The organism is Pseudomonas sp. LAMO17WK12:I1, from assembly GCF_900177315.1.
GTDB classification, from domain to species: Bacteria; Pseudomonadota; Gammaproteobacteria; order Pseudomonadales; family Pseudomonadaceae; genus Aquipseudomonas; species Aquipseudomonas marginalis.
Genome location: NZ_FWZV01000002.1, coordinates 449,830 through 465,295, shown reverse-complemented (window position 1 = coordinate 465,295; position 15,466 = coordinate 449,830). Strand labels below are relative to the sequence as shown.

Here is a 15,466-nt window from a genome sequence, read left to right as displayed (position 1 = left end):
ATGGCCGACTACCTGCTGCAAATGAACGGCATCGTCAAAACCTTTGGCGGTGTCCACGCGCTGAACGGCATCGACATCAAGGTGCGGCCGGGGGAATGCGTCGGCCTGTGCGGCGAGAACGGCGCCGGTAAATCCACCCTGATGAAGGTGCTGTCGGCGGTCTACCCCCATGGCACCTGGGAGGGGGAAATCCTCTGGGACGGGCAACCGCTCAGGGCCCAGTCCATCAGCGAAACCGAGGCCGCCGGCATCGTCATCATTCACCAGGAACTGACCCTGGTGCCTGACCTGTCGGTAGCCGAGAACATCTTCATGGGCCACGAGCTGACGTTGCCCGGCGGGCGTATGAACTACCCGGCGATGCTGCACCGCGCCGAAGCGTTGATGCGCGAGCTCAAGGTGCCGGACATGAACGTGGCGCTGCCGGTGTCGCAGTACGGCGGCGGCTACCAGCAACTGGTGGAAATCGCCAAGGCCCTGAACAAACAGGCGCGCCTGCTGATCCTTGACGAGCCTTCCTCGGCCCTGACCCGCTCGGAAATCGAAGTGCTGCTGGACATCATCCGCGGCCTCAAGGCCAAGGGCGTGGCCTGCGTGTACATCTCCCATAAGCTCGATGAAGTGGCGGCCGTGTGCGACACCATCACGGTGATCCGCGATGGCAAGCACATCGCGACCACGGCCATGGCCGACATGGACATCCCGCAGATCATCACGCAGATGGTCGGCCGCGAAATGAGTAACCTCTACCCCACCGAGCCCCATGCCATCGGCGAGGTGATTTTCGAAGCGCGCAATGTCACCTGCTATGACGTCGACAACCCCAGGCGCAAGCGCGTCGACGATATTTCCTTCGTGCTCAAGCGCGGCGAAATCCTCGGCATAGCCGGGCTGGTGGGCGCCGGGCGCACGGAGCTGGTGTCGGCGTTGTTCGGCGCCTACCCCGGCCGCTACAGCGCCGAGGTGTGGCTCGACGGCCAGGTGATCGACACGCGCACGCCGCTCAAATCGATCCGCGCCGGACTGTGCATGGTGCCCGAGGACCGCAAGCGCCAGGGCATCATCCCTGACCTGGGCGTGGGCCAGAACATCACCCTGGCGGTGCTCGACACCTATGCCCACCTGACCCGCATCGACGCCGAGGCCGAACTGGGCAACATCGACCAGCAGATCGCGCGCATGCACCTCAAGACCGCCAGCCCGTTCCTGCCGATCACCAGCCTGTCCGGTGGCAACCAGCAAAAGGCCGTGCTGGCGAAAATGCTGATGGCCAAGCCCAAGGTGCTGATCCTCGACGAGCCCACGCGCGGGGTGGATGTGGGCGCCAAGTATGAGATCTACAAACTGATGGGCGCGCTGGCGGCCGAAGGCGTGTCGATCATCATGGTTTCCTCGGAATTGGCCGAAGTGCTCGGCGTGTCCAACCGCGTGCTGGTGATCGGCGACGGCCAGTTGCGTGGCGACTTCATCAACGAGGGGCTCACCCAGGAACAGGTGCTCGCCGCCGCGCTCAGCCAAAACAATAACAATCGGAAAAACGCGTAGATGAATCAGGTCAAACAGCTGTTCACTCGCTACAAAATGCTCGCCCTGGTGATCGCCGTGGCGTTTATCTGGCTGTTTTTCAGCTGGCAGACCGAGGGCGGCTTCCTCACCCCGCGCAACCTGTCCAACCTGCTGCGGCAGATGTCGATCACCGGGATATTGGCGTGCGGCATGGTGCTGGTGATCATCAGCGGCGAGATCGATTTGTCGGTGGGTTCGTTGCTGGGACTGTTGGGCGGGCTCGCAGCGATCCTGGATGTGGTCTATCACATTCCGCTGCTGGCCAACCTCAGCCTGGTGGCGTTGTGCGGCCTGATGATCGGCTTGGCCAACGGCTACATGACCGCTTACCTGCGCATTCCGTCGTTTATCGTTGGCCTCGGCGGCATGCTCGCGTTTCGCGGGATTCTGCTGGGGATCACCGGCGGCACCACCATCGCGCCGGTGTCGCCGTCGCTGGTGTATGTAGGCCAGGGGTATTTGCCGCATTCGGTGGGGGTTGGCCTTGGGGTCTTGCTGTTTGCCCTGACCCTGTTTTTGACCTGGAGACAACGGCGCAACCGCGCGCTGCATGGCTTGGCGCCGCACGCCCTGATGCGCGATGTGCTGCGCGTGGGGGTGATCGGCGCGGTGCTCGCCGGGTTCGTTACTACCCTCAACAGCTACGACGGCATCCCCGTACCGGTGCTGCTGTTGCTGGTGCTGCTCGGCGTGTTCAGCTACGTCACCAGCCAGACCGTGTTCGGCCGCCGCGTCTACGCGGTGGGCAGCAACATGGAAGCCACGCGCCTGTCGGGCATCAACGTGCAGGCGGTGAAACTGTGGATCTTCGGGATCATGGGCGTGATGTGCGCCCTCGCCGGCCTGGTCAATACCGCACGCCTGGCGGCGGGTTCACCGTCGGCGGGCAATATGGGTGAGTTGGATGCCATCGCTGCGTGCTTTATTGGGGGGACGTCGATGCGCGGCGGCTCGGGCACGGTGTATGGCGCTTTGCTCGGGGCATTGGTGATTACCAGCCTGGATAACGGCATGTCGATGCTGGACGTGGACAGTTACTGGCAGATGATTGTGAAGGGCAGCATCCTGGTATTGGCGGTGTGGGTGGATGTGAGTACGCGCACGGGTCGGCGCTGACTGTCTCACTTTCCGAGCAATACGGCCCCATCCCCCAGCCGTCCCAACTGATCCCCCGGATTGCGCAACGGGCAATCATCCAGGGACAGGCATCCACAGCCGATACAGCCATCGAGCTGGTCGCGCAGTTGAGTGAGGCTGTTGATACGCTCACTCAACAGGTCGCGCCAGTGTGTGGAGAGTTGGGTCCAGTCCTTGGCCGTCAACGGCCGTCCTGAAGGCAGTTCGTCCAACGCGTCCTTGATGGCCGCCAAGGGAATGCCCGCGCGCTGCGCGACCTTGATCACCGCGATCCGGCGCAGTACGTCACGCTGATAGCGACGCTGATTGCCGGCGCTGCGTTGGCCGTGGATCAGCCCCTTGGCCTCGTAGAAATGCACCGTGGCCACGGTCACGCCGCTGCGCCGGGCCAGTTCGCCCACGCCGAGGGGGATGCGCACATCGATTTTCGCTTCCATCCAGCTCTTGACCTCATCTAAACATGAGGTTTTATAAAGGGTGTCGGCTTGCCTTGGCAAGCCTTCAGCCCTTTGAATCGGAGCCTGCATGGACACACCTCAACCCTCCCCCTCCAACTGGGCCGCGCTGTTGTCCGGTACCAACGGCGTACGTTCGCTCGCACTGGCCGGCGGCGTGGTGCTGCATGCGATCAACGTGTACATCGCCACCACGATTCTGCCGTCGGTGGTCCAGGACATCGGCGGCATCGACTACTACGCATGGAACACCACGTTATTTGTCGCCGCCTCGATCCTCGGCTCGGCGTTGTCGGCGCGCCTGCTCGGCAGCCTCGGGCCGCGTGCGGCGTACCTGGCCGCCAGCCTGGTGTTTGCCGGCGGGGCCTTGGCCTGTGCGTTTGCGCCGTCCATGCCGGTAATGCTCGTTGGGCGGTTGGTGCAGGGGCTGGGCGGTGGGTTCTTGTTCGCGCTGTCCTACGCGATGATCCGCTTGGTGTTCGATGAAAGCCTGTGGCCGCGCGCGATGGCGTTGGTGTCGGGGATGTGGGGCGTGGCGACGCTGGTCGGCCCGGCGGTGGGCGGAGTGTTTGCCGAGCTGGGCATATGGCGCGCGGCGTTCTGGTCGTTGATTCCGGTGGCCGGGTTATTCGCGGTGCTGGCGGCGGCGGTCCTGCCCAGGCGCAGCACCGAGAGCGCTGCGCCGACCGCGTTGCCACTCGCCCAACTGGTGCTGCTGACGGCGGCGGTACTGGCGGTGTCGGCCGGCAGTGTCTCGTCCACCCTGCCCCTGAACCTGCTGGGGCTGGCCGTGGCTGCGGTGTTCACCGCGCTGCTGATCGTCACGGAAAGCCGCGCCCGCCATCGACTGTTGCCCGCCGGAGCGTTTCGGATCACCACGGCACTCGGCGCGCTGTACGCGACGATGTCATTGCTGGCGGTGGCGGTGACCAGTGGCGAAATCTTCGTGCCGTTGTTTCTTCAAGTCCTGCACCACCAGTCGCCGCTGGTGGCCGGTTATCTGGCGGCACTGATGGCGGCCGGCTGGACGCTGGGGTCAATCGCCAGCGCGGGTGTGACGGGCAGCAACATTCGACGGGCGATCCTGGCCGGGCCGATCCTGGGCGTGGTGGGCATGGTGGCGCTGGCCATCTTGATGCCCGTCGAAAGCAACGGCAGCGGGCAGACGCTCACACCGATCTGCCTGGCGCTTATCCTGATTGGGTTGGGCGTGGGGCTGGCTTGGCCGCACTTGCTGACGCGGGTGTTCCAGGTGGCGCCGGCCGGTGAGCAGGACCTCGCCAGCGCCTCGATTACTACCGTGCAACTGTTCGCCACCGCATTTGGCGCGGCACTGGCGGGGATGGTCGCGAACGTCGCCGGCCTCACTGAGCCCGGCGGTGTCGAAGGCACCGCGAGCGCGGCGGTGTGGTTGTTTGGGGTGTTTGCACTGGCGCCCGTGGTGGGTGTTCTGATTGCCAGGCGGGTGGTTCGCATGATCGGTCAGTAGCATGCCAAGCTCACCAAACCCCCTGCCTGAGCACATTTGACTGCACTCCAAGGTTGGATCGAGGTGCCCAGTGCTATTCAAACGCCTGGCGATTCTCAGGCGTGATCAACTTGAACGGCACCCAGACCACCGCCGACTCCAGCACCTCGCCGCGTACCAGGCGCAGTGCGGTGTCCACTGCGCCGCCGGCCTGGCCGGCGGCATCCTGGAACACGCTGACCGCCATCTTGCCCTCAGCCATCAATTTCAAGCCGTCCGGTGTGCCGTCGATGCCGCCGACCCAATAGTCCTTGGCCTGCTTGCCGGCCTTTTCCAGGCCCATGATCGCGCCGATCGCCATTTCATCGTTATTGGCCGCAATGATCGAGAAATCGACGCCCTGCTTGACCCAGTCAATGACAATCGTGGCGGCCTGGCTACGCTCCCAGTTGCCGACTTTTTTCTGTACGACTTTCATACCGGGGTATTTGGCGACGACTTTCTCCACGTCCTCGGTGCGCATCAAGGAGGACGCGTTGGCGGGGTCGCCCACCAGAATCACCACGTTGCCCTTGTAACCGGCGCGGCGCGCCAGCTCTTCCATCTGCAACGTACCCGACTCCAGCTCGTTGGAGCCGACAAACGCGGTCTGCGCCGGCCACGTTTGCGGGTTCGGGTTGCGGTTGACGAACACCAGCGGGATCTTTGCATCCGAGGCCAGCTGCATCATCTGCGCCGCACTTTTGCCGTCGACCATCGCGACGATGATCGCATCCACCTTGGAATTGACCAGGTTGCGGAATTGGCGCATCTGCAGATCGACGCTGTCCTGCCCGTTCTCCATAAAGATGTCGGCGTTCATGACGCTGGCCTGTTGCTGCACCCCGTTGCGCAGCAGGGTCTGGAAGTTATCGTCGTACTTTGCCATGCCCACACCCAGCAAGGGCGTGGCGGCCTGGGCCGGGCCCGGAATGAACAGCGTCGCCCCCAAGGCGAGGATTAACCATGCTTTCATGTTCTGACTCCCACGGCTCAAACGCTGAAATGATGGAGCAGCTCGCGCTGCACCTTGGCCATGTCCGCCAGCTCGTGGCTGCTGATGGCGGACTGCTCGGCGCCGTCTGCCGTCTGCTGGGCCGAATCGTTGATCTGGATGACCATCCGACTGGTTTCCTGCACCGTGGCGCTCTGCTCCTCGGTGGCGGCGGCGATCTGGATATTCATGTCGCGGATACTGTCGACCGAGTCGCTCATCGACAGCAGCAAGTCACCCGCGCCCGAGGCCAGGGACACGCATTGGGTGGACTGCGCCTGGCTTTCGTTCATCACGTGCACCACCGAGTGAATCTTTTCCTGCATGAGCCCGATCATGTCCTGGATTTCACTGGTCGAGGTCTGGGTACGGCTGGCCAGGGAGCGCACTTCATCGGCCACCACCGCAAAACCGCGTCCCTGCTCGCCGGCACGGGCCGCTTCGATCGCCGCATTCAGGGCGAGCAGGTTGGTCTGTTCGGCAATGGTGCGAATGGCGACAACAATGCCCTCGATATTCTGTCCGTACTTCTGCAACTCATCGGTCACCTGCGTGGCCTTGTTCACCTGGTCGGCCTGCTGGCGGATATTGACGATGGTCTCGGCCACACGCGCCTGCACCTTGTGCGTGAGCTCACTCGTGTCGTCCACGGCCTGGCGGGTGTCCTGCGCACGCCGGGCCACCTCTTCGACCGTGCTTTCCATCTGCGTCATGGCCGAAGCCGCCGATTGCAAGCGGTCCTTCTGTTCATCCACCACCCGGGTGGTCTGCTCGCTGTTCAGGGCGTTGCTGCCCGCGGTAACGGCCAGCGCATCGGCAGAGCCGATCAATTCACGGAAGGTTTTGCGCAGGGCCGTGGTCAGTTCGTTCAGGTAACCGCCCAACTCTCCGAACTCGTCTTTACGGCTGACATCGAAACTGACCCGCATGTCTCCCGCCGTGAGCGTCTTGAGGACTTCGCGAAACGCCGCCAGCGGACGCCGCAGGCTGAAGGCGACCCAGGTACCAATCGCCACCGCCGCCAGCACCGCCAGCACACACGCGATCAACAGCAAGCTGCGGCTGGTGCCGATGGTGGCATTGGCCGACTGGCTGGCCTGGTTGGCGACCTCCAGGGACTGGCTGCCGAACTCGCCAATCCTGTCCAGGGTGGCTTTCAGCGCCGCGTCAACCGCACTGCGTTGCTGCTGCACCTGCGTGGCCAGTTTTGCCTCCACCTGATAAGCCTGGAACAGGCCGTCAGGGGCGGTCAGGTCAGTCAGCAGGCGATTGACCATGACGCCGGCAATCCGCCCGACCCTGGGGTCAATCGCCGCCAGGGCCTGGGCCCGGGTGCTGATCACTTCGTCCTGGAGATTGAGCACACGCTGTAATTTATCAATGGCCGGCGTGACGGTATGAGCCGCGAAGCCATCGTAGGATTTGTTGACTTCCAACAGCAGCTTTTCCGCTGCGGCCACCTGTTGCGGTTCGCCGACACTGCGTGCATGGGCAATGTAATCGCGCAGATAGCTGGTCAGCTGTATCGCCTGTGCACTGCTGTAGCCTTGCAGTTGGCGGGTCAGCGCCAATTGCTGCACGTGTTGCACGTGGGACGCCATCAGCGCCTGCGCCTGTTCGGCGTAGGCCGCGACCTGTTGGCGCTGCTGCGCCAGGTTCGCCCGCAGCGCCTCATGCTCGCCCGTATAGGCAACGGTGCTGTCGAGCAATTGATTGAACTGGGCGATGCTCTCGGTGAACGGTCGCTTGCCGTCCTCGATCTGCTTGGGGTCGGTGCTGATCTGAAGGGCCAGCAACGCCTGGTTGGCGCGCAGGATGTGCACGTATAGCTCACTGGCGGCCCGGCTCAAGGGTGCCGACTCGCCGGTGATAATGTTCAAGCGACTGCTGATGGACTGGGTGTTCTGATAACTGATCCCCGCCATGACTAGCAGTAACAGCACCAACACCGCAAACCCGCCGATCACACGCTGCAATATGGTCATGGCCACCCCTTTTGATTTTTATTCGTTGACCTGAGCGACGACCAGGCGTGCACCTACGAGTTCGGGATCACTCGTGCTGCTAGTGCCTGTATCGGCCAGGTGGGCGAGGACTTGAGCCTTGAAGGCAGGCTGAAATGCGGTCAAAAAAAAGTGGGAGGTGGCAAGCCCCCTCCCACCTACCTGATGAAATCAGGCTGGGTTTTGCACTGCGGTCACTGGCTCAACACCACATCCCGCATCGCCGGAATATAGCCATAGTCATAAGCCTCCTGCACAAACGAACGTGCGCCCTTCAACACGATCCTGACCGTCGGCGCTTCGGTGCCGCCGATGCGATAGTCATCGCCGGTGGTGGGCACGCTGTCGATAAACGACGTCACCAGGCCGTTGGGCATCACGCAGTGGGAATACGTCTGGAACGGTTGCGACGGCGGATTGCCGAGGACCAGCCCGGACGCGTTCATCGGCGTATAGGGCCCGAACAGATGATCGCTGACAAACCCATAGACGCCATCCGGCCCCGTCACGCCATCGGCATAGGTGAACTTGTGGCTGATGGTGAACAGGTAGTACTTGTTGTCCTGGAACACATAGTGCGGCCGTTCGGTCTGGTCGTTCACGCCGACGGCCGTGACCAGTGGCGGCAGGATTTCCCACTCGTCACCGTTGAGGTCCTTGGCCACGGCGATGCCGATGCAGCCCACCTGGTAGCGGGCACCGCCCACGTCCTCGTGCCCCGGCGGCACCAGGCCCAGCTCGTTCGGGCCCACTTCGTGAGTGCCGCGCTCACCGGCGACATTGCCTTCGAACACCATGTACAACTTGCCATCGACGGGATCGATAAAGGGGCTGGGATCGCGAAAGTTCCAGGTCGCATTCTGCGCTTCGGTTTGATAATAGGTGCCGTCGGCGTCGAACAACGACTTGACCTGATCAAAGCCCTGGAGGGTGACACCGGTGTCGGACGTAATGACCTGGCCCCGGACTTTGGCAATCGTGGCACCCGGCGTGACGCAGGTGTAGTACAGGTCGATATCGCCGTTGTTGTTCAGCAGGATCGGCGTACCCGCCCATTCACGGGTGGTCGGCGAAACCCCTTCGGCCATGACCCGGCCGCCGAAGATCCAGTCCTTGCCGGTGCGCGAATACCAGTAGCAGATCCGCGCATGACCATGACGGTCTTCCCAATCGCGCTTGATGTCGTAGCGGCCATCGGCATTGATGAATTGTGGATCATGGGGGCGACGATCGGCGGTCAGGGTGAAGATCACCGACCAGCCATCCACCGATACCACCGTGCCATCCAGTTCACGCAAGGGCATGGTGTCCCAGATAAAGACCGTGTCACTCATGACAGGAAAGTCAGGACTCACTAACGGCTGTGTCGTCGTCGGGTCATTTTCATTAACTTTCAGCGCATCGGCCCGTGTCCAGCGAGTGGGTGTGTGATTCGCATGTTTCATGATGATGTCCTTTTGCTGACGCTTAAGTGACAAGCGAAGATTAAATAGCACCTGGCAGCCAGCAACTTAATACTGACTGAAAGAGCAAGAGATAGTTGGCCCTGCAAGTGCGCCCCAAGGTTTAACATGGGCACTTGCTTATCGCAACATGAAGAATTATTTAGATTACAAAGGCCATCACTGTATTTATATCCTTGATATAAATACAGTGGCACTTGCAATAAATGACAGCTCAATAGAAAGCTAGCTACTCAACTACCGAATACCAGCGCCGCAGCCTGGGCACCGGCATTCTTCTGGGTGAAGTCCTTGGCTTGCGTCGCGGTCTTCAAGGTATAGGCGTAGTTGGAACTGGCCGTCCATTGTGCTTTGGGCGACTTCTGGTTGGTGATCGGCGGCACACTGTTTATATCAGTGAACGTCCCGGTGCCTTTGTCATCCAACATGCCTTTATTCTGGCTGCCTTCGCCAAAATAGTTACTTTCAGACAGGATATTGGCGTTCTGCGCCAGGGTAAAACCGAGGTGGAAGTTATTGATGTAGTTGTTGTACACATGGAAGTAACCGTAGCGCATCAAGCCGGGTGCGCGCACTTCCATATTGTCGAAGCGGTTATGACACAACGTCAGGCGCGGATAACCGTTGAACTCTGCCTTATTATCATCCGCCGGGTGACCGAAGATCAGCCCGTACTTGTGGCTGCCAAAGAAGCAGTTGCTGATGGTGGCATAATCGGCTTTTTCACCGATATACAGCAGTTTATCTTCACTGCCGTCAGTGGTTGACCAGCTGTGACCGACAAAGGAGCAATGATCAATCCAGTACTTGCTGCCGTAGTTCAGGTAGACCTGAATATCGTCATTGGCCTTAATACTTGCCGAATGCTTGAAGATAATATTCTGCAGGATGATGTTCTGCGACTGCGCGGTTGCACGCAGGTGAATATTCTCCAACGTGCGGTTCTGGAAGGAACCGATCAGGGTCTTGTTGGCGCCCAAGTTGACTTTGGTCAGGCTCGACGCCGAGATATTACTGTTGATCACCAATACCCGAGGCGTGGTGTCGCCGATATTGGCCTTGAGTTGATCCAGGGTAGTAATGCTGACCACAGGGCCGGACCAGCCACCGGTGACTTTTGCCGCGAGGGCGAAACCGGTCAAGCCGGTGAGTTTGCTTTCTGGATAGGACATGAGTTCCCTCTCTATCAATAAAAACGACTCGGTATAACGAGCCTGCGCATTAAGTTAATCCATTAACTTGCACACAGTGTTTGGCGTGGCTGATGTTGCCATCCTGGTTGATCAGCGCTTAAACACTGTGTTTATGTACAGTATTCGTCATTCGCCTGGCCGTCAACCCTCAAGTGAAAAACAACCAAAAGTGGGAGGGAGCCTGCCCCCTCCCACCTTTGCCCTGCGGTGCCAAGCGTTATTTGGACACCGGCATCGCAAACTCCGCGCCCTGCTCGATGCTCTCCGACCAGCGCTGCATGATCGATTTCTGCTTGGTGTAGAAGCGCACACCCTCAGTGCCGTAGGCATGCATGTCGCCGAACAGGCTCTTCTTCCAGCCACCAAACCCGTGCCAGGCCATCGGCACCGGGATCGGCACATTGATGCCGACCATGCCTACTTCGATACGCCGGGCAAATTCGCGGGCAATGTTGCCGTCGCGGGTAAAGCAGCTGACGCCGTTGCCGAATTCGTGGTCGTTGACCAGCTTCACCGCCTCGGCGAAGTCATTCACGCGCACGCAGGCCAGTACCGGGCCGAAAATTTCTTCGCGGTAGATGCTCATCTCCTGGGTCACGTGGTCGAACAGGGTCGCGCCGAGCCAGAAGCCGTTTTCCAGGCCAGCCTCGGTGGGTACATAGTCACGTCCGTCGAGCAGCAATTGCGCGCCGGCCTGCACGCCTTGTTCGATGTAGCCGCTGATGCGCTCCAGTGCGGCGCGGGACACAATCGGGCCCATCTCGGCCTTGAGGTCGCGGCCGTCGGTGATGCGCAGGTGCCTGGCGCGTTCGGTCAGGGCGGCGATGACCTTGTCACCGACATCGCCGACCAGCACCGCTACGGAAATGGCCATGCAGCGTTCGCCGGCACTGCCGTAGGCGGCGCCCATCAAGGCATCGACGGTTTTTTCGATATCCGCGTCCGGCATCACCACCATATGGTTCTTCGCGCCGCCCAGGCCTTGCACACGCTTGCCGTTGCGCGCACCGGTTTCGTAGATGTACTGGGCAATCGGCGTGGAGCCGACAAAGCTCACAGCCTTGACGTCCGGGTGCGCGATCAGCGCGTCCACCGATTCCTTGTCGCCCTGCACCACGTTGAACACGCCTTTGGGCAGGCCGGCTTCACGCAGCAGTTCAGCCATGAACAGCGAAGCACTTGGATCGGTCGGGCTTGGCTTGAGGATGAAGGTGTTGCCCGCCGCAATGGCGATCGGGTACATCCACATCGGCACCATCACCGGGAAGTTGAACGGCGTGACGCCGGCCACGACACCCAGCGGCTGGCGCATCGTCCAGTTGTCCATGCCACGGGAGACCTGGTCGGAATGCTCGCCCTTGAGCAGGTTGGGGATGCCGCAGGCGAATTCGAGAATGTCGATGCCACGGTCGACTTCGCCCTGGGCATCGGTGAAGACCTTGCCGTGTTCGGCGACGATGATGCGCGCCAGGTCGTCCTTGCGCTCACGCAGCAGGTGCAGGTATTCGAACAGCACGCGGGCGCGACGGATGGGTGGGGTGTCGGCCCAACCGGCAAAAGCGGCCTGGGCAGCGGCGACGGCTTCGGACACGGTCTGGCTGCTGGCCAGGGCAACGCGGCCGGTGATTTCGCCGGTGGCCGGGTTGTAGACGTCCTGATAGCGATCATCGCGGCTGACGCGCTGGTCGTTGATGTAGTGCTCGATGGTTGTAGTCATGGCAGTCGATCCAGGTGGTTGCGTTGGGACACACGATAGGCTTTCGGTTTGTTCCAAACCAGAGCAGAATCAAGAACTGATTGTCCTCACAAGCGAACAATAAACCCATGGAAAAATCCGAGATCGAAGGGCTGTGGACCCACATTCACTGGCTCTCAGTGCTGGAGGAACACGGCACCTACACCGCCGCCGCCGCGCGCCTGGGGGTGAGTAAATCCGCAGTCAGCCAGCGCATTTCCGACCTCGAGAAAGCCACCGGCACGCGGCTGGTGACCCGCACCACGCGCAGCGTGCGCTTGACCGATGCCGGGTTGTCGCTGACCCGTGAAGTGCGCGGTGCCTATGAGCAAATCGCGCGCAGCTTCTCGTCGGTGCGCGATTCCGCCGGGGAGATTCGTGGCCTGGTGCGCTTGACCGCCCCCGTGGCATTCGCCCGGCAACAGCTGGTGCCGCACTTGGCGGAATTCCTGCAGCAGTACCCGCAGGTGCGTATCCAGCTGGATGTCTCGGATGCCCTGAGTTCGCTGGCGGCCGAGGGCTACGACCTCGCCGTGCGCCACGGCTTCCAGGTGCCGGAAACCCATGTGGCCTGGAAGCTGTGCGACACCGGTTCGGTGCTGGTCGCCAGCCGCGATTACCTGCAACGCCACGGCGAACCCCGCGAACCCGGCGACCTGTCGGCGCACAACTGCCTGTTCTACCCGCGCGGCACCGACCAGCCCGCCTGGACCTTCGAGCGTGGCAGCAAAAAGGTCGAACGCCTCACCGTGCCCATCGCCGGCAGCTTCGCCACCAACAACAGCGAAGCCCTGCGTGATTCGGCGCTCAACCACTTGGGCATCGCCCTGCTCCCGGACTTCAGCGCCCACGCTGCGCTGGCCAGCGGCAAGCTGGTACAGGTGCTCAAGGGCTGGACACTCAAGGGCGCGTTTGCCGATGAGATCTACCTGATTCGGCCATATTCGCCCCATGTGCCGAAGTCGGTGAGTGCGTTGGTGGGGTATTTGAAGGGCAAGTTGTCGGGTGGGTTTCGCTACGAGGGTTGACAGCGCCGGCGTTAAAACGAGCCCCGTGGCGCTATCAGTCAACTCTGGCGGTACCGCGCAAGTACGCCGGCGGGGTTTGGCTTAGGGTGATTGTGCGAGGGAGTTCCCTCTGCTCACAATTCCAATAATAGAGCCACGTCAATGAGCCCACTCAAATACTTGCCAGCGAGCCTGGTGCTCAGCTTCGCCTCGTCAATTGTATTCGCCGCCGATGGGCCGCCAGCGCCCTCGGTGACCGAGCCCAGTGGCATCAACCTCGGCGGCACCAGTTTCTACGATGGTTTTGCCGGGCCGCCCGGCCTGTCCCATCTCACCTACTTGAAGTTCAGCACCGCCAGCAGTCTCAGGACCAACAGCGGCAAGGCCAACGGCGCCTTCGACAATCCCAAAATCAACGTGATCACGCTGATCAACCAGCTCAGCTACTACTCGCCCGACACCATTGGCGGCGGCGCGCACCTGGGCTGGAGCTTGCTGGTACCCGTCGTGTCACTGGATGCCACCTTTGGCAGTAATGGACCGGCGCTGCAAGACAACGCCACGGGGCTTGGCGATGTCACCGTCGGGCCGCAGATCCAATTCGATCCTATCGTCGATGCGCACGGGCGCCCGGTGTTCGTGCAGCGGGTGGCCTTTGACACGATCCTGCCGACCGGTAAATACGACAAACACAAAGACCTCAACCCAGGGTCGAACTATTACTCCCTGAACCCCTACTGGGCCGCAACCTGGATGCCGGCACCGCGCTGGGAAGTCAGTTGGCGCCTGCATTACCTGTACAACTTCAAGAACCGCGACCCGGCCAGCAGTTCGCAGGATTCCTTCGAGGGCAAACCGGTGAGCGACAGCCGCGCCGGGCAGTCGGCCTGGGCCAACTTCACGGCGTCCTATGAAGTCATCCCCAACGTGTCGGTGGGGATCAACGGCTATTACTTCCGGCAGATCACCGACGACCAGATCAACGGCGACCGGCTGAGCGACTCGCGGGAAAAAGTGCTGGGCATAGGCCCCGGCATGTTCTGGAAAATCAGTGAAGGCCAAGGCTTCTGGCTCAACACTTACAAGGAAACCGGTGTCGAGAACCGCTCCCGGCAGGACTATGCCGTGCAGGTTCGTTACGCCCACACCTTCTGACCGACAAGCGCTCGCTCACCCTATAGAGGTACTGCATTCATGAATGCATCCGCTGGCATCGACAGCAAAACATCCCTGGCGGCTATTTGCCTGATGATGGTCACGTCCCTTGGCACCTTGCAGATTCAACCGATTCTGGGCGGGGCTTTTATCGATCAGCTCGGTATCCCGCTCAATGCCATCGGTAGGATTTTCGCAGGCGAACTGATTGCCATGGCGCTCACCTGCGGGGTGTTTGCCCTGTTGATGACCCGCGTCAATCGCCGCTGGGTGGCGCAGCTCGCCTTGCTGGTGCTGGTCTGCGCCAATCTGGCGAGTACCCGGTTCCACAGCGAAACATCGCTGCTGCTGTGCCGCATCGTCTCTGGCGCCAGCGGCGGCGCGGTGATGGCGGTGGTGTATGCCTCGGCGGCACTGCGCACAGCCAAGGACGCGACGTTCGCGGTGATCAATATCGGCAATCTGTTCTGGGGCATGTTGCTGGTGACCTCGATGCCAGCGGTGCTCATGGCCTTTGGCGTCAACGGCGCGTTTTACCTGCTGGCCGGCGCCAGTGCCTTGGCCCTGCTCGGCTGCGGGCGCGTGCCTGCGCAGTACACCCCCGCCGACGGTGCGCCGGCGCGGCTGGCCCAGCCGTTCGGCCTGACGTCACTCTTGTTGATCGGGCTGTTTGCGCTGTTGTTTTTTGGCCATTCTGCGCTGTGGGTGTATCAGGAGCGCATCGGCAAAAGTATCGGCCTGGAGCCCCAGCAGATCGGCGCCATCCTGGGTGGCAGTATTCTTGCCGGGGCACTCGGTGCTGCGCTGGCGGGCCTTATCGGGCGACGCCTGGGGCTGCTGTTTCCGCAGTTGCTGGGGTTCGGCACGGCGGTGATGGCCACGCTGATCATGGTCTACGGCGACAGCCCCATGGCGTTCGCCACCACGGCATGCCTGATCCATATGGTCTGGTTCTTCAGCCTTCCCTACCTGCTCTCGATGGCGGCCGAGTTGGACGCGAGCGGCCGACTCGCAGGCCTGGGCAATGCTGCGATCTTCGTGGGCCAGGGCCTCGGCCCGTTTGGCGCGGCCCTGGTCGTCGGTGACGGACACTTCCGTGCGGTCGGCTGGCTGGCGGCCTCGGCGTATATCGTCGCCCTGGTCATCTCCTGCTGGATGGTTGCCCGTTTTCGCCGCGCGTCCGGCCCTTCAACACCCGACGCGCCTGCGCTGCCCGCCGGCCTGCTCGATAAATAAATACTGCGCACATGA

At 61.7% G+C, this 15,466-nt stretch carries 12 protein-coding genes and 1 pseudogene; 6 read left to right on the top strand and 7 right to left on the bottom strand.

Going from position 1 to position 15,466, the window contains the following annotated elements; translation table 11 throughout:
- Together xylG and B9N88_RS04735 are read left to right on the top strand one after the other, a co-directional pair.
- Entirely contained in the window at window positions 1–1,545 is a 1,545-nt protein-coding gene (gene xylG, locus B9N88_RS04740) for a D-xylose ABC transporter ATP-binding protein (protein ID WP_027603559.1), read from the top strand.
- Window positions 1,546–2,682 (top strand): sugar ABC transporter permease, encoded by a 1,137-nt coding sequence (locus B9N88_RS04735; RefSeq protein WP_027603558.1) that lies wholly within the window; start codon window positions 1,546–1,548, stop codon window positions 2,680–2,682.
- A gap of 5 nt (window positions 2,683–2,687) precedes the next feature.
- Here the strand turns inward: B9N88_RS04735 and soxR are convergent, their stop codons facing one another.
- Window positions 2,688–3,140, bottom strand: a complete 453-nt coding sequence (soxR, locus tag B9N88_RS04730) for a redox-sensitive transcriptional activator SoxR (protein ID WP_027603557.1) — start codon at window positions 3,138–3,140, stop codon at window positions 2,688–2,690.
- A gap of 88 nt (window positions 3,141–3,228) precedes the next feature.
- Between soxR and B9N88_RS04725 the strand changes: the two genes are divergently transcribed.
- Entirely contained in the window at window positions 3,229–4,647 is a 1,419-nt protein-coding gene (locus B9N88_RS04725) for an MFS transporter (RefSeq protein ID WP_027603556.1), read from the top strand.
- Window positions 4,648–4,720: 73 nt separating this feature from the next.
- On the opposite strand, the gene B9N88_RS04720 is transcribed toward B9N88_RS04725, so the two are convergent.
- From B9N88_RS04720 to B9N88_RS04700, 6 genes and pseudogenes are all read right to left on the bottom strand, one after another.
- Window positions 4,721–5,641: a substrate-binding domain-containing protein gene (locus tag B9N88_RS04720; protein WP_027603555.1), complete on the bottom strand. Its 921-nt coding sequence runs from the start codon at window positions 5,639–5,641 to the stop codon at window positions 4,721–4,723.
- 17 nt (window positions 5,642–5,658) lie between these two features.
- Window positions 5,659–6,414, bottom strand: coding sequence for a methyl-accepting chemotaxis protein (locus tag B9N88_RS33200; RefSeq protein WP_371263347.1), 756 nt, complete (start codon window positions 6,412–6,414; stop codon window positions 5,659–5,661).
- Between the two features lie 102 nt (window positions 6,415–6,516).
- Window positions 6,517–6,936: pseudogene (locus B9N88_RS33195) on the bottom strand (HAMP domain-containing protein); the annotation flags it as partial.
- Between the two features lie 920 nt (window positions 6,937–7,856).
- A complete protein-coding gene (locus B9N88_RS04710) occupies window positions 7,857–9,107 on the bottom strand; it encodes a glycoside hydrolase family 68 protein (protein WP_027603553.1) in 1,251 nt (416 codons plus the stop codon).
- Between the two features lie 251 nt (window positions 9,108–9,358).
- Entirely contained in the window at window positions 9,359–10,297 is a 939-nt protein-coding gene (locus B9N88_RS04705) for a pectate lyase family protein (protein ID WP_027603552.1), read from the bottom strand.
- Window positions 10,298–10,535: 238 nt separating this feature from the next.
- Window positions 10,536–12,035, bottom strand: coding sequence for a CoA-acylating methylmalonate-semialdehyde dehydrogenase (locus B9N88_RS04700; RefSeq protein ID WP_027603551.1), 1,500 nt, complete (start codon window positions 12,033–12,035; stop codon window positions 10,536–10,538).
- Between the two features lie 107 nt (window positions 12,036–12,142).
- On the opposite strand from B9N88_RS04700, the gene B9N88_RS04695 reads away from it, so the two are divergent.
- The 3 genes from B9N88_RS04695 (at window position 12,143) to B9N88_RS04685 (ending at window position 15,451) form a co-directional block, all read left to right on the top strand.
- The gene (locus B9N88_RS04695; RefSeq protein WP_027603550.1) at window positions 12,143–13,081 is read left to right on the top strand and encodes a LysR family transcriptional regulator; all 939 of its coding nucleotides are present in this window, start codon (window positions 12,143–12,145) and stop codon (window positions 13,079–13,081) included.
- A gap of 141 nt (window positions 13,082–13,222) precedes the next feature.
- Window positions 13,223–14,215, top strand: coding sequence for a SphA family protein (locus tag B9N88_RS04690; RefSeq protein WP_027603549.1), 993 nt, complete (start codon window positions 13,223–13,225; stop codon window positions 14,213–14,215).
- Window positions 14,216–14,254: 39 nt separating this feature from the next.
- A complete protein-coding gene (locus B9N88_RS04685; protein WP_027603548.1) occupies window positions 14,255–15,451 on the top strand; it encodes an MFS transporter in 1,197 nt (398 codons plus the stop codon).
- Window positions 15,452–15,466: the final 15 nt, after the last annotated feature.

Bases quoted from the DNA above. Each gene is read 5' to 3' on its own strand.
- B9N88_RS04735 (WP_027603558.1), top strand. From the start codon at position 1,546: ATGAATCAGGTCAAACAGCTGTTCACTCGCTACAAAATGCTCGCCCTG.
- B9N88_RS04685 (WP_027603548.1), top strand. From the start codon at position 14,255: ATGAATGCATCCGCTGGCATCGACAGCAAAACATCCCTGGCGGCTATT.
- B9N88_RS04720 (WP_027603555.1), bottom strand. From the start codon at position 5,641: ATGAAAGCATGGTTAATCCTCGCCTTGGGGGCGACGCTGTTCATTCCG.
- B9N88_RS04710 (WP_027603553.1), bottom strand. From the start codon at position 9,107: ATGAAACATGCGAATCACACACCCACTCGCTGGACACGGGCCGATGCG.
- B9N88_RS04725 (WP_027603556.1), top strand. From the start codon at position 3,229: ATGGACACACCTCAACCCTCCCCCTCCAACTGGGCCGCGCTGTTGTCC.
- soxR (WP_027603557.1), bottom strand. From the start codon at position 3,140: ATGGAAGCGAAAATCGATGTGCGCATCCCCCTCGGCGTGGGCGAACTG.
- B9N88_RS04695 (WP_027603550.1), top strand. From the start codon at position 12,143: ATGGAAAAATCCGAGATCGAAGGGCTGTGGACCCACATTCACTGGCTC.
- B9N88_RS04705 (WP_027603552.1), bottom strand. From the start codon at position 10,297: ATGTCCTATCCAGAAAGCAAACTCACCGGCTTGACCGGTTTCGCCCTC.
- B9N88_RS04700 (WP_027603551.1), bottom strand. From the start codon at position 12,035: ATGACTACAACCATCGAGCACTACATCAACGACCAGCGCGTCAGCCGC.
- B9N88_RS04690 (WP_027603549.1), top strand. From the start codon at position 13,223: ATGAGCCCACTCAAATACTTGCCAGCGAGCCTGGTGCTCAGCTTCGCC.
- xylG (WP_027603559.1), top strand. From the start codon at position 1: ATGGCCGACTACCTGCTGCAAATGAACGGCATCGTCAAAACCTTTGGC.